The sequence below is a fragment of the Stenotrophomonas sp. 05N423 genome (assembly GCF_056397145.1).
The window spans coordinates 1-13,909 of sequence record NZ_JBFTMV010000011.1; the positions used below are offsets into that span (position 1 = coordinate 1).

The 13,909-nt window shown below is 69.3% G+C and carries 12 protein-coding genes; 8 read left to right on the top strand and 4 right to left on the bottom strand.

The features are described 5' to 3' along the window. A partial coding sequence (locus AC1DGW_RS15030) for a glucokinase (RefSeq protein WP_478024516.1) occupies positions 1-530 on the bottom strand: 530 nt, incomplete at its 3' end. A gap of 368 nt (positions 531-898) precedes the next feature. Here AC1DGW_RS15030 and AC1DGW_RS15035 point away from each other — a divergent pair. From AC1DGW_RS15035 to AC1DGW_RS15060, 6 genes are all read left to right on the top strand, one after another. Next, the gene (locus tag AC1DGW_RS15035; protein WP_478024518.1) at positions 899-2,182 is read left to right on the top strand and encodes a sugar MFS transporter; all 1,284 of its coding nucleotides are present in this window, start codon (positions 899-901) and stop codon (positions 2,180-2,182) included. Positions 2,183-2,225: 43 nt separating this feature from the next. Next, entirely contained in the window at positions 2,226-3,302 is a 1,077-nt protein-coding gene (locus AC1DGW_RS15040) for a LacI family DNA-binding transcriptional regulator (protein WP_433853671.1), read from the top strand. Between the two features lie 4 nt (positions 3,303-3,306). Continuing rightward, a complete protein-coding gene (locus tag AC1DGW_RS15045; RefSeq protein WP_478024521.1) occupies positions 3,307-4,332 on the top strand; it encodes an SIS domain-containing protein in 1,026 nt (341 codons plus the stop codon). Positions 4,333-4,373: 41 nt separating this feature from the next. After that, positions 4,374-5,513, top strand: a complete 1,140-nt coding sequence (nagA, locus tag AC1DGW_RS15050) for an N-acetylglucosamine-6-phosphate deacetylase (protein WP_478024523.1) — start codon at positions 4,374-4,376, stop codon at positions 5,511-5,513. 491 nt (positions 5,514-6,004) lie between these two features. After that, entirely contained in the window at positions 6,005-7,096 is a 1,092-nt protein-coding gene (locus AC1DGW_RS15055) for an acyltransferase family protein (RefSeq protein WP_478024525.1), read from the top strand. Between the two features lie 69 nt (positions 7,097-7,165). Further along, a complete protein-coding gene (locus tag AC1DGW_RS15060; RefSeq protein ID WP_478024528.1) occupies positions 7,166-8,230 on the top strand; it encodes a S41 family peptidase in 1,065 nt (354 codons plus the stop codon). 18 nt (positions 8,231-8,248) lie between these two features. On the opposite strand, the gene AC1DGW_RS15065 is transcribed toward AC1DGW_RS15060, so the two are convergent. Both AC1DGW_RS15065 and AC1DGW_RS15070 read right to left on the bottom strand, forming a co-directional pair. Beyond that, complete coding sequence (locus AC1DGW_RS15065; RefSeq protein WP_478024533.1) at positions 8,249-9,469, bottom strand: multifunctional CCA addition/repair protein; 1,221 nt, start codon at positions 9,467-9,469, stop codon at positions 8,249-8,251. Between the two features lie 10 nt (positions 9,470-9,479). Next, positions 9,480-11,426 (bottom strand): lytic transglycosylase domain-containing protein, encoded by a 1,947-nt coding sequence (locus AC1DGW_RS15070; protein WP_478024536.1) that lies wholly within the window; start codon positions 11,424-11,426, stop codon positions 9,480-9,482. A 185-nt stretch (positions 11,427-11,611) separates the two neighbouring features. On the opposite strand from AC1DGW_RS15070, the gene AC1DGW_RS15075 reads away from it, so the two are divergent. Together AC1DGW_RS15075 and AC1DGW_RS15080 are read left to right on the top strand one after the other, a co-directional pair. Further along, positions 11,612-12,019: an ExbD/TolR family protein gene (locus AC1DGW_RS15075; protein WP_478024539.1), complete on the top strand. Its 408-nt coding sequence runs from the start codon at positions 11,612-11,614 to the stop codon at positions 12,017-12,019. Between the two features lie 132 nt (positions 12,020-12,151). Continuing rightward, the gene (locus AC1DGW_RS15080) at positions 12,152-13,030 is read left to right on the top strand and encodes an EamA family transporter (RefSeq protein ID WP_478024541.1); all 879 of its coding nucleotides are present in this window, start codon (positions 12,152-12,154) and stop codon (positions 13,028-13,030) included. Between the two features lie 139 nt (positions 13,031-13,169). Here AC1DGW_RS15080 and AC1DGW_RS15085 read toward each other — a convergent pair whose 3' ends face one another. After that, positions 13,170-13,907, bottom strand: coding sequence for an endonuclease/exonuclease/phosphatase family protein (locus AC1DGW_RS15085; protein ID WP_478024737.1), 738 nt, complete (start codon positions 13,905-13,907; stop codon positions 13,170-13,172). Positions 13,908-13,909: the final 2 nt, after the last annotated feature.

Below are 13,909 nucleotides of genomic sequence, written 5' to 3' on the forward strand. Positions count from 1 at the left end.
TCGGTGGCGAGCACGACGGAGCGGTCGCCGACGGGAATCCAGACGGCGGCGCCCAGGCCGGTGCCGGGCCCGACGATGAGGGTGGGGCCGCGCGGCGCTTCGGCCGGGCCGGTGAGCTGGAGGACCTGGCTGCCGTCGATGTGGGCGGCAGCGTGGGCGACGGCCTCGAAATCGTTGACCAGGTGCACGGCGTGGAAGCCGAGGTCGTCGCGGATGCGGTTGGCCGACAGCGGCCAGGGCAGGTTGGCGGAGATCACGGTGCCGTCGGCCAGCGCATAGCCGGCAGTGGCGATGACGCAATGCTCCACCGGCGGGTTGTGGCTGGCGAAGTCGGACAGGATCGCGCTCAGGCTCGGATGATCGGCGCAGCGGTACTTGCGGTAGGACAGGATCTCGATCGCCGGGCCTTCTCCACTGCCGGCGCGGATCAGCCCGACGCGCACGTGCGTGCCGCCCACGTCCGCGGCCAGGAACGGCCGCGACGCACTGTCGAGCGGGAAGGTCTGCAGTGTGGGGGCAGCAGCGGTCACTCGGTTTCCCTATGGCGTTGGGGAGCGCCCATCAGGCGCCATCGGGGGCCGAGTCTGTAATCGTTCTGACAACGATGTCAACGAATAATTGAAACTTTCGATGCTGCGCCGCAGCGACGTTTTGCGCATCAACGGCCTTCGGCGTTTTGTTGCATTCGAAAGCAGGTTGCTGGTGAATCCTGCGTTTGCGGGGCAAAGGCATTGGGCAACATGGCTCAGCTCCCTCCCTGGCCTTCGACGTGGCCAGTGCACGTGTGCACGCGTTGTTGACAAACCCGTCGGCACCAAACAATAAATGTGACAACGTTGTTCCCAGTTACCACCGGTCGGCGTGAGCCGTCCCTCTCGCAGCTGCAGGAGCCTTGCCAATGTCCGCTGTTCCCGCTTCCACGCCGCGCACCGGCATGGCGCCCTCGATCGCCATCGTCGGCGGCCTGTTCTTCATCCTCGGCTTCTGTACCTGGATCAACGGGCCGCTGATCACCTTCGTCAAGCTGGCCTTCGAGGTCAGCGAGGTGTCGGCGTTCCTGGTGCTGATGGTGTTCTACCTGTCCTACTTCTTCCTGGCCCTGCCGGCTTCGGTGATCCTCAACCGCACCGGCATGAAGAAGGGCCTGGCGCTGAGCCTTGCGGTGATGGCGGTAGGCGCCATGCTGTTCGGCCAGTTCGCGACGCAGCGCTGGTTCGCCGGCGCGTTGAGCGGCCTGTTCGTGATCGGCGGCGGCATGGCGCTGCTGCAGACGGCGGTCAACCCGTACATCTCCATCCTCGGCCCGATCGAGGGCGCGGCCCAGCGCATCGCGCTGATGGGCATCTGCAACAAGGTCGCCGGCATCCTCGCGCCGATCGTGATCGGCTCGCTGGTGCTGCACGGCATCGGCGATCTGGACGCGCAGGTGAAGGTGGCCGATGCGGCGACCAAGACGCAGCTGCTCAACGATTTCGCCGCCAAGATCCACACGCCGTACATGGTCATCGCCGGCGTCCTGCTGCTGGTGGCGGCGGGCGTGCTGTTCTCGCCGCTGCCGGAAGTGCGCGCGGCCGAGGCCAATGCCGGGTCCGTGGGCGGTGCGTCGGAAAAGCGCAGCGTCTTCCAGTTCCCGCACCTGTGGCTGGGCGTGCTGTGCCTGTTCGTCTATGTCGGCGTGGAGGTGATGGCCGGTGACGCCATCGGCACCTATGGCCATGGTTTCGACCTGCCGCTGGACCAGACCAAGCTGTTCACCTCCTATACGCTGACGGCGATGCTGGTCGGCTACCTGGTCGGGCTGGTGCTGATCCCGCGCTTCATTTCGCAGGAACGCTGGCTGGCGGTGTCGGCGGTGCTCGGCGTGGTGTTCAGCCTGGGCGCCTACGTCACCCACGGCTATGTCTCGGTGGGCTTCGTGGCCGCGCTGGGCTTCGCCAACGCGATGATGTGGCCGGCGATCTTCCCGCTGGCGATCCGCGGCCTGGGCCGCTTCACCCAGACCGGCTCGGCCCTGCTGGTGATGGGCATCGCCGGTGGCGCGATCATTCCGCAGGCGTTCGCGGTGCTCAAGCAGCACTTCGATTTCCAGCTGGTGTTCGCCGCGCTGATGGTGCCGTGCTACCTGTACATCCTGTACTTCGCTGTCAGCGGGCAGCGTGCGGGCCGCGCGCATGGCGGCTGAATCGAGCATCATGGCGGGCAGTCAGTCCAGGCAGGAAACCGTCATGCGCAGACCCACCATCAAGGACGTCGCCGAGCGGGCAAAGGTCTCGCTCAAGACGGTGTCGCGGGTCATCAACAACGAGCCTTCGGTGATGCAGGCCACCCGCGCGCGCGTGCTGCGCGCGGTCGCCGAGCTGGATTACGAGCCGGATCCGTCCGCGCGCAACCTGCGCAGCAACACCACGTTCGTGATCGGGCTGGTCTACGACAACCCGAACCCGTACCACATCATCGGCGTGCAGAACGGCGTGCTGTCGGCCTGCCGCGAGACCGGCTTCGGCCTGCAGATCCATCCCTGCGACTCGACCTCGCCGATGCTGGCCGAGGAACTGGCCGACTGGGTGCAGCGTTCGCGCCTGGCCGGGCTGGTGCTGACCGCGCCGATGTCCGAGCGCCCGGAACTGGTGGCCGCGCTCAACGCGCGCGGCATCAAGACGGTGCGCATCATCGCGGCCACCGAGGACCCGGCCGACGGCGCCTGCGTGTTTGTGGACGACCGCGATGCCGCCTACGAGATCACCGAGCACCTGATCCAGCTCGGCCACCAGCGCATCGGTTTCCTGTGGGGTGGTCCGGAGCACCGTTCGAGCGGTGAGCGCTATGCCGGCTACGAGGCGGCGCTGAAGGATTACGGCATCACCCTGGACAAGCATCTCGTCATTCCGGGCGACTACACCTTCGACGACGGCTTCCGCGGCGCGCGCCGCCTGCTGGCGCTGCGCGAGCCGCCCACGGCGATCTTCGGCTCCAACGACGAAATCGCCGCCGGCGTGCTGGCCGCGGCCAATTCGGCAGGCCTGAACGTGCCCTACGACCTGTCCATCGCCGGTTTCGAGGACAGTCCGTTCTCGCGCCAGTCGTGGCCGGCGCTGACCACCGCCAAGCAGGCCACCGGCGACATCGCCCGCCATGCCGCGCGTCTGCTGATCAGCCAGCTGCGCACCGACGCCTACGAGGACAACCCGGTGCAGCTGCAGAACCAGGGCTTCGTGCCGCAGCTGGTGGTGCGCGGCTCGACCGCGCCGCTGCGCCAGCAGCCGCTGCGGCCGCCTTCCCTTTCCCCCGATCTTTCCGAGTAGGACCATGTTGCCCAGCGAGACCGAAACCCTGATGTTCAACGAGGCCGCTTCCAGTGCCTCCGTGATCGCCGCGCAGTTCGCCCGCAACCATGACGTGGTGCGGGCGCTGGCCGCGGACCTGCGGAAGAATCCGCCGCCGTTCGTGGTGACCTGCGCGCGCGGCAGTTCCGATCATGCCGCCACCTATGCCAAGTACCTGTTCGAGACGCGGCTGGGCCTGGTGACCGCTTCGGCGTCGCCGTCGGTGGGCTCGGTCTACGAAGCAAAGCAGAAGCTGCAGGACGCGCTTTATCTGGTGATTTCGCAGTCGGGCAAGAGTCCGGACCTGCTGCGCAACGCCGAAGCGGCCAAGGCTGCCGGCGCGCGCGTGGTCGCGCTGGTCAACGTGGAAGATTCGCCGCTGGCGCAGCTGGCCGACACGGTGATTCCGCTCGGCGCCGGCGCCGAGCGCAGCGTGGCGGCGACCAAGAGCTATCTCGCCTCGCTGGCCGCGATCCTGCAGCTCTGTGCGTACTGGCGCGACGATCCGACCCTGATCGCCGCGCTCGATGCGCTGCCGGCCGCCATGGCCCAGGCCTGGGAATGCGACTGGACCACGTTGACCGAGGGGTTGGTCGATGCGCACAACCTGTTCGTCGTCGGCCGTGGCCCCGGCCTGGCCGCGGCGCAGGAAGCGGCGCTCAAGTTCAAGGAGACCTGCGGGCTGCATGCCGAGGGCTACAGCTCGGCCGAGGTCAAGCACGGGCCGATGGCGCTGGTGGGCAGGGACTTCCCGGTGCTGGCCTTCGCCCAGCCGGACGAGACCGGCGCCGGCACCCGCGCCCTGGCCGATGAATTTGCCGCGCGCGGCGCGCGCGTATGGCTGGCGGGCGAGGGCGGCGACCTGCCGGTCGCGGTGGCGCCGCACCCGCTGTGCGCACCGTTGCTGACCGTGCAGAGCTTCTACCGCGCGATCAACGCGCTGGCGCTGCGCCGGGGCCATAATCCTGACCTGCCGCCGCATTTGAACAAGGTGACCGAGACGGTGTGACGGCAGTTGCTTGAATCGCAGGACATCTGGAAAGCAGAACAATGAACGAATTCGCCCTGACCAACGCTCGCGTTCTGGGCAACGACGACTTCCACTCCGGCCATGCCGTGCTGGTGCAGGGGGGCAAGGTGGCCGCGGTGCTGCCGGAAGCTTCGCTGCCGGCCGGTGTGCCGCAGTACGACCTGGGCGGCGGCTGGCTGCTGCCGGGCTTCATCGACGTGCAGGTCAATGGCGGCGGCGGCGCGCTGCTCAACAACACGCCGGACGTGGACGCCCTGCGCGCGATGATGCGCGGGCACCGCCGCTTCGGCACCACCGGCATGATGCCGACCCTGATCAGCGACGACGCGGCGGTGATGGCGCAGGCCATCGCCGCGGTGCGCCAGGCCATCGCCGACGGCGTGCCCGGCATCCTCGGCATCCACCTGGAAGGCCCGTACATCGCGCCGGCGCGCAAGGGCACGCACGATGCCGGCAAGTTCCGCGTGCCGGGACCGGACGAGGTGGCGATGGCGACCTCGCTGGACAACGGCGTCACCCTGATCACGCTGGCGCCCGAACGGGTACCCGTCGCGACCATCAAGGCGATGGTCGGCAATGGCGCCATCGTCTGTGCCGGCCACACCGCGGGCAGCTACGAGGAAACCCGCGCCGGCCTGGATGCCGGCATCAGCGGCTTCACCCACCTGTACAACGCGATGACGCCGCTGCAGGGGCGCGAGCCCGGCGTGGTCGGCGCCGCGCTGGAAGATCCGTACAGCTGGTGCGGCGTGATCGTCGATGGCGTGCACGTGCACCCGGCCAGCCTGCGGGTGGCGCTGGCGGCCAAACCGCGCGGAAAGGTGCTGCTGGTGACCGATGCGATGCCGATGGTCGGCGCGGACGATCCTTCGTTCGAGCTGTATGGCGAGGTCATCACCGCCGTCGATGGTGTGGTGCGCAATGCCGCGGGCTCGCTGGCCGGCTCTGCGCTGGACATGGCCACCGCGGTGCGCAACACGGTCAACCTGCTGGGGTTGCCGTTGGCCGAAGCGGCGCGCATGGCTTCGACCTATCCCGCGCAGTTCCTGCGCGTGGATGACCGCCATGGGCATATCGCGGCGGGTTACCAGGCGGATTTCGTGCTGCTGGATGATGGGCTGCAGGTGCAGGCGACGTGGATCGCGGGGCAGCGTGATTGATGAAGCTGTTCTCTCCCCGGAAGGGGAGCGCCGATAAAGCCCCTCTCCTTGCGGGACGAGGTCGCACGGCTTGCACGCCGCTGGCGCGCGTGCGGCGGAGCGCCCATGCCGCAGGCTTGGGTCGGGGCGCGGAGTGGGAATTGGGGTGAGGGGCGATGGGGTCCAGATGTTGGATTTACAGGCAAAGCAAAGGCTTTCACTCCTGCTCCGCAGGAGCGAGTTACTTCTCTTTGCTCGTGCAAAGAGAAGTAACCAAGAGAAAGCACGCCCCTGCCTCCGCGCCCACGGCACTGCGTACCGTGGGTCCACTCCGCCGCCGGGATTTTTTGACGAGACATCCATGTCTCGTCAAAAAACGACGTGCATCCATGCACGTCGCCCTTCGGGTTTTTCCCGTCGGCTCCATCGCTGCGGAAGGGGACCCGAAAGTCAAAAGCTGGAAAGCAAAATCACAACAACAGCGCTGACATTTACCGTGCGGGGCAATGCCAATGACAGGTTTCCAATCCGTTCGCACCACACCCACCCGCTATGCCGCGGTCGATGCCCTGCGCGGCATCACCGTCGCGGCCATGCTGCTGGTCAACAATCCGGGCACATGGGGCCATGTATACGCGCCGCTGGAACACGCGGAGTGGAACGGCTGCACGCCCACCGACCTGGTGTTCCCGTTCTTCCTGGTGATCGTCGGCGTGTCGATCGCGCTGGGCGTGGTGCCGCGCGTCGAACAGGGCGCTGACCGCGCCGCCTTGACCCGCACCGTGCTGGTGCGCGCGCTGCGCATCGTCGGCCTGGGCATGCTGCTGCACCTGCTGGCGTGGTGGTGGCTGGATCTGGCGCACTACCGGCCATTGGGCGTGCTGCAGCGCATCGGCGTGTGCTTCGCCGTCGTCGGCGCGATGGCGATCTGGCTACGCGCGACGGCGCAGCGTGCGTGCGTGCTGCTGTTGCTGGGTGGATACGCGGCACTGCTGGCGGCCGGCGGCACGCTGGAGCCCTGGTACAACCTGCCCAGCCGCGTGGACACCGCCCTGTTCGGCGACATGGTCTACAAGTACGACGCCGCCACCGGGCTGGGGCATGATCCCGAAGGCCTGGTTTCGACCCTCGGTGCCCTGGCCTCGACCCTGATCGGCCTGTGCGCCGGCGCGCTGTTGCGCAGTGGGCGCCCGCTGCGTCTGCTGTTTGCCGCCGTCGTGCTGCTGGTGCTGGGGGCGCTGTGGTCGACCTGGCAGCCGCTCAACAAGAATCTGTGGACGCCTTCCTACGTGCTGTGGACGTCCGGTTGGGCGCTGGGTGCGCTGTGGCTGGCGCACATGCTCATCGACCGCGTGCAGTGGCCGCCGCTGGGCCGGCGCTTCGGCGCCAACGCGATCACCGCCTATGCAGGCTCCGGGGTGATGGTGCTGGCGATGCTCGGCACCGGCAGCTGGGGCTGGCTGTACGGCAACGTGTTCGACCGCTGGATCACCCCGCTGGCCGGCGCCGAGGCCGCTTCGCTGGCGATGGCCATCGCCTTCGTCGCCGTCTGGTGGCTGCCGATGTGGTGGCTGGACCGGCGGCGGATCTATCTGAAGATCTAGGAGCGCGTCCCAGCGCGCCAGGGATCGGCTCTATCCTGCACCGGTACCGATCAGGGGAGGGAGGCCACGATGGGCAGGAAGCGGAGCGGTGCGATGTTGTCGGCCCTGCTGGCGGTGCCGGTTGCGGCAACCCCGGTGCCTTCGTTGCCGGCCCGGGAGCAGATGATGGGCCTCCTGGAGCACAGGGCGTTGTATCGCGACCAGGTCGACTGGGCGGCACTGCGCCGCGATCTTGCCGCCACCCACGACCCGGACCGGCAACGCAGGCTGTTGTCCGGCGCCATCGACCGGGCGACCGCCGGCCATGGCGGGTGGATGTCGGCCGAAGAACTGCACGATGTGTATCGGAAGAAGGGCATCGGATCCAGCGTGGCTCCGGCCGCCGTTTCCCCCGCGGGGCCGGAGGAGACTTATCGGATCGACGCGCGGCTTGGCCTGATCAACGTTGGCCCCTATCTGCCCGATCCCGGTCTCCCGCGCGGGCAGCAGCGGGACGCGGAACGGCAGCAGGCGCATCGCCTGCAGGACGTCCTCTGGCGCCAGGACGACGGCAGCCGCTGCGGCTGGATCGTGGACCTGGGCGACAACACCGGCGGCGACATGTGGCCGATGCTGCTGGGGGTGGGGCCGTTGCTGCCCGGCCGGGCCGGCGGACCGGACGTGGTCGGGCATTTCCTGGACGCAACCGGGCTGCAGCCTTGGCGCTACCGGGAAGGGGCGGTCTGGGTGGGCCAATCCCTGAGGCTGGCGCCGGACGATGCGGCCCGCCGCCTGCGCAGGCCGGACGCACCGGTCGCGGTACTTCAATCCGACCGCACCGCCAGTTCCGGCGAGGCCATCGTGCTCGCGCTGCGCGGGCGGCCGCACAGCCGCAGTTTCGGTACCTCGACCATGGGCTATTCCACCGGCAACGCGCCGGTGACACTGGTCGATGGCAGCACCCTGCTGCTGACCAGTACGGTGATGAAGGACCGCAACGGCGTGGGCGATGGCAGCCGCATCGTTCCCGATGTGGTGGCGATGCAGCGCGCCGAGGCGCTGCGGCTGGCGCAGGCATGGCTGCTGGAGCAGCCTGCCTGCGGTGGAAGAAAAACCGGCACCGGAATGCGGTTTTTCGGGAAAACCGCCCTCTGACCCCGGTTTCCCCTCTCCTCAGCGTGCCGCGCAGATCGCGCCGGTCCGCGCCTTCTTCAACGCCTCGCCCACCGCGGGGCCGGTCAGTCCCGCGGTCGCGATGTCGCGTGCGTTGATCGCCACCGCGGCGGCATGCAGGCGCAGCAGCGTGGCGCGTTGCGGATAGCCGCTGTCCTGGAAGCCGAGCCGGCCGCGCTTGTCGCACTCGCAGGCCAGCGCCATCTGCGCGATGCGTTCGGGACGGCGGAAGCCGTCGCAGCGCTGGATCAGCTCCAGCACGGTGGCGTCGCGCAGTTCGTCGATGCGATGCACGTTGAGGTGTTCGCGACACACCGCCTCGGCCAGCTGGCGGTGGTCGGCGGGAATCTTCAGGCGTTCGCACAGCGCCGCGAGCGGCTTCAGGCCGCGCTGTTCGTGCATGACATGGCGCGGCAGCTGGTCCGCCGGCGTGAGCGCCTTGCCCAGGTCGTGGGTGAGCGCGGCGAAGCCGACCAGGTCGTCGCCCGGCGCCAGTTTTGCTGCCATGTCGCTGACCATCTCCTGGTGCACGCCGGTATCCACTTCCGGGTGGAACTCGGCGCGTTGCGGCACGCCGTACAATGCCGCCACTTCCGGCAGGATCGGCGCCAGCGCGCCGGTATCGTGCAGGGTGCGCAGGAACGCGGAAGGCCGCGGCGAGCGCAGCGCCTTGCGCAGTTCCTGCCAGATGCGCTCGGGTACCAGCGTCTCCAGTTCGCCGCTGGCGGCGATCCGCCGCATCAGGTCCGCGGTTTCGGCGGCGAGGGTGAAGCCCAGCGGTGCGAAGCGCGCCATGAAGCGCGCCGCGCGCAGCACCCGCAGCGGGTCCTCGACGAAGGCCGGGCCGACGTGGCGCAGCACGCGCGCCTGGATGTCGCGCATGCCGCCCCATGGGTCGACCAGTTCGCCGCTTTCCTCGTCGCGGGCGATGGCGTTGAGGGTGAAGTCGCGGCGCTGCAGGTCCTGCTCCAGCGTCACCGACGGATCGGCATCGACCACGAAGCCACGGTAGCCGCGCCCGCTCTTGCGTTCGGTGCGCGCCAGCGCGTGTTCCTCGCCGGTGCGTGGATGCAGGAACACCGGGAAATCGCGGCCCACGGCCTTGAATCCCCGCGCTTCCATGTCCTGCTGGGTGGCGCCGACCACCACCCAGTCGCGGTCCCCCGCCTCCAGCCCCAGCAGTCGGTCGCGGACCGCGCCGCCGACAAGATAGGTCTTCATGCGCCGCCCTTCATTGCGCCGGGCAGGCGAAGCCGCGCGACGGCGGGCCGACGCGACCGGCGATGCGGTCGCCCAGCGGCACCGCCTTGCCGCTGAGGCGCCAGTCATAGATCACGCTGAAGGCGAGTACGCGGGCGACGTACTCGCGGGTCTCCTTGTAGCTGATGGTCTCGATCCAGAAATCCGGATCGAAGCCCGGGCGCTGCGACTGCCAGCGCGCCGTCGGCGTGGGTCCGGCGTTGTAGGCGGCGATGGTCACGTAGGGCAGGCCGTCGTACTTGTCCAGCAGCTGCCGCAGGTAGGCGCTGCCGATGGCGATGTTGGTGTCCGGGTCGTACAGGCTGGCCGCGCCGCCGTAGCCGCTCAGCCCGATGCGCTTGGCGACGCCTGCGCCGGTGGCGGGCAGTACCTGCATCAGGCCCATGGCATTGGCCGGCGAGCGTGCGTTCGGGTTGAAGGTGCTCTCGGCGCGGATCTCGGCGGCGACCCAGGCTGGATCCAGCGCGTTGCGCGCCGCTTCGCGGCGGATGGTGTCGTCGTGGTACAGCGGGAAGCGCAGCGCATACAGGCGCATTTCCTGCGGCCCCTTCAGGCCGAACACCGCGCGGTCGAACCAGCCGGCTTCGCCGGCCACTTCCACGGCGAGCCGTCGCTGGGTGTCGTCGAAACGCGACAGCGCATCGGCCCATTCGCGTGCCGCCCAGGCCGCGCGGTCGATGCGGAACAGCTCCAGCGCCCGTACCAGCGCCGCGTCGCGTGCCACCGCCGCGCGCGCCTGCGCGCTGTCGCCCGGATTCCAGGGACACAGCGCGTAGGGCTGCTGCAGCTTGTCGGCGGCCAGGAAACCATGGAAGGTCGGTTCACCAGCGACGGCGCGGTAGAGCGGCATCGCCTCGGAGGCCTTGCCGGTCTTCTCCAGCAGACGCGCCTCGAACCAGCGCCAGCGCGAATCGCCACGCTGGGTCGCGGGCATCGCGCGGATCGCGGCCAGCGCCGAGGGCCAGTCGCCGCGCGCCATGGCTTCGCGCGCGCGCCATTCGTGCAGGCGTTCGTCGTAGGCGGAATCCGGTACCGCGGCCAGCCGCCGCGCCGAGTCCGGCAGGTAGGACGCCACCGTCCACAGCGCGATCTGGTAGCGCACCTGCACCTGCTGTCCGTCGCTCAGGCCCAGCGCCTGCGCGTACTGCGGCAGTTGGCGTTCGGTGGCGTCGGGATCGGTGCGCGCCAGCTTCGCCAGGCCATCGGTGGCGATGCGGCGGCTGCGCTCGGTCTTTGGCCAGTTCAGGGCGCGCGCGTCGGGCTTGTCGACGAAGGCGGCGTAGTCGTTGGCCTGCGCCAGCTCGGCGGCGGGCAGGCCGCGTGCGGCGGCGCGCATCACGCCCGGCTGCTGCGCATCGGCGGCGGCGTCGATGCGTTCCCAGCGCAGCGCCGCCGCCAGCCCGCCGCGGTCGGCGAGGCCGGCGAACACCGGGTCGCAGGCATCGGGCAGGGACTTGCCGCTGCCGCGCCACAACGCCTGCGCATCGCTGGTCCATTTCGCATCGGCCTTGCCGGTGGCAAGGCGCGCGTTGAGTTCGGCGCACTGCAGGCCGGGATCGCTGCTCGGCTGCCAGTTGGCGAGCAGGGCCGGCCAGTCCTGGCGGCGCGCCAGCGCGGGCAGCCACACCGCACGGAACGCATCGGCCACGGCCTGGCCCTGATAGCGCTTGAGGAAATCCAGTGCCTGCGGCGTGTCCACCGTATCGATGCCGCGGCGCAGGGCGCTGTATTCAAGCCAGCCATACAGCGGATGGTTGCGCAGGCTGGCGGTCGCGGCGGCGTCGAACTGGCCGCGTTCGGCGTTGTCGATGGCCATGCGCATGGCCGGGCGCTGGGCGTCGAGGGTCTGCGCGCCGGTGCCGGTACAGGCCAGCAACAGGGACGCGGCGAAAGGCGGCAGGCAGGTATTCCGTTTCATCGGAGAAGCATAGCCGGGCCGTCGTCAACATCGTCGCGGCGATGCCGGCCCGCGCATGAACGCGGCCGCCGGCAAGGCCGCGTGGCGGAACGGTGGCTGAACGCGGACGCCCCACGCCAGCAGCGGAACGGGGCCACGGCGTAGTGTCGATGACGAGGCGGGCCGCCTTGCCGAAGGAGCAGACCATGGCATTCAGTGCAGCAGGAAGTTCCGGACCGATCGCCGACATCAATGTCACGCCGCTGGTGGACGTGATGCTGGTGCTGCTGATCATCTTCATCGTCACCGCGCCGCTGGTGTCATGGCCGATCCCGGTGGATCTGCCGCAACGCACGACCATGCAGATGCAGCGCGTCGAACCGCCGCCGCCGATCGAGCTGCGGGTGGATGCCGCCAACCAGCTCAGCTGGAACGGACAGGCGCTGCCGGTCGCCGCGCTGCAGGCGCGCCTGCAGGAACAGGCCCGGCTGCATGCCGGCAACCTGCCGGAGCTGCGCATCGCCACCAGCCCGGACGCCGCGTACGACACCATGGCCAAGGTGCTGGCGGCGGCCAACAACGCGCACATGGAGCGCATCGCCTTCGTGCAATAGCGGCCTCCTGCCGGGCCGCCTGCTTCGGTGGGCGACCCGGTACGCGTATCGGCGTTGGCAGCGGCGCTACGGATGCTTCGGAAGCCGCGGCAAAGGCGATGCGGAAGGCGCGCGGCGCAATACACTATGCGCATGCAGACCTCCCGATTCGCGCCGCTGTGGCCGGTGTTGGCGGTGCTCGGCTCGGTGACGTCGCTGGCCATCGGCACTTCCTATGCCAAACATCTGTTCCCGTTGATCGGCGCACAGGGCACCAGCGCCCTGCGCGTGGGTTTTTCCGCACTTTTCCTGCTGGCGCTGTGGCGCCCGTGGCGCTGGCACACCAGCCGCGCCGATGGTGCGGCGATCCTGCGCTATGGCCTGACGCTGGGGCTGATGAACCTGCTGTTCTACATGGCCCTGCGCACGATCCCGTTCGGCATCGCGGTGGCCATCGAGTTCACCGGACCGCTGACCGTGGCGATGCTGTCCTCGCGGCGTCCGGTCGATTTCGTCTGGGTCGGCTGTGCGGTGGCCGGGCTGCTGCTGTTGCTGCCGTTGAGCGGCGGGCCGTCGCTGGACATGGCCGGCGTGCTGTACGCGCTCGGCGCGGCGGCCTGCTGGGCGCTGTACATCGTGTTCGGCAAGCGCGCCGGGCACCTGCATGCCGGGCATACGGTGTCGCTGGGGCTGGTGGCCGCGTCGCTGGTGGTGGTGCCGGTGGGCGTCGCCCATGCCGGTGTGGCGCTGCTGCAGCCGTCGATCCTGCTGGCCGGCCTGCTGGTGGCGGTGGTGTCCAGCGCGATCCCGATGTCGCTGGAGATGATGGCGCTCAAGCGCCTGCCCAAGGAGACCTTTGGCATCCTGATCAGCATGGAGCCGGCGGTGGCCGCGCTGTGGGCCCTGTTGCTGCTGCACGAGCAGCTCGGCGGCCTGCAATGGCTGGCGATCGGCTGCACCGTGCTGGCGTCGGTGGGCAGCGCGGCGACCGCGCGCCGCGCGCCGCCGGCTGCGGCCGCCATGGTGACCTGAGCCCAGCGGCCGGCACTGCGCGGATGCATCTGGAGGAAAGCCCCCTGAGCCAGGGGACGACCGCGAAGCGGCAGGGGTGTGGAGGCCGGGGCCGAAGGTGCGCAAGGCAAACCTTGGGGCGGCAGCGCTTGCGCTGACGCTACCGCAGGCTGTCGCCCGGTACCTCGACCTGCATTTCCACCGCCAGATGGTCCGAATGGGCGGCGGCGACGGCGCCGGTCTCGAGCGTGCGCAGGCTGTCGCTGACCAGGATGTGGTCGATGGCCCGTTCCGGGCGCCAGCTGGGGAATGTCGGCACCAGGCAGCCGGGCGGCTGCAGCCGCGTCTTGCGGTAAAGCACCTGCATTTCCGGGCGCTCGGCCTTGCAGTTGAAATCGCCCATCAGCACTGCGTTGGGATAATCCGACAGCAGGTCGGCGATGAAATCCAGCTGCGACAGGCGCGAACCCACGCCCAGCGACAGGTGCGCTACGGCGACCGCCAGGCCCTCGCGGCCGTCACCGAAGCGGGCCAGCAGCACGCCGCGTCCGCCGATGCGGCCGGGCAGGGCGTGATCCTGTACTTCCACCGGTTCCAGCCGGCTGAGCAGACCGTTGGCGCTGGAGGCGACGCCGCCCATGCGTCGGTTGGGCTGGTGGCTCCAGTAGTTGAAGCCGGCGCGCTGGGCCAGGTAGTGCGTCTGGTTGGTGAAGCCCGAGCGCAGGCTGCCCGGGTCGGCCTCTTGCAGGCCGACGATGTCGCGGCCGCTGGCCAGTCTGGCGATGGCGTCCAGACTGGAGCGCTTGCTGCCCGACGGCAGCGCGTGCGACCAGCTGCGGGTCACATAATCGCTGTAGCGGCGCGTGCTGGAGCCGGCCTGGATGTTGGCCGTCAGCAAGC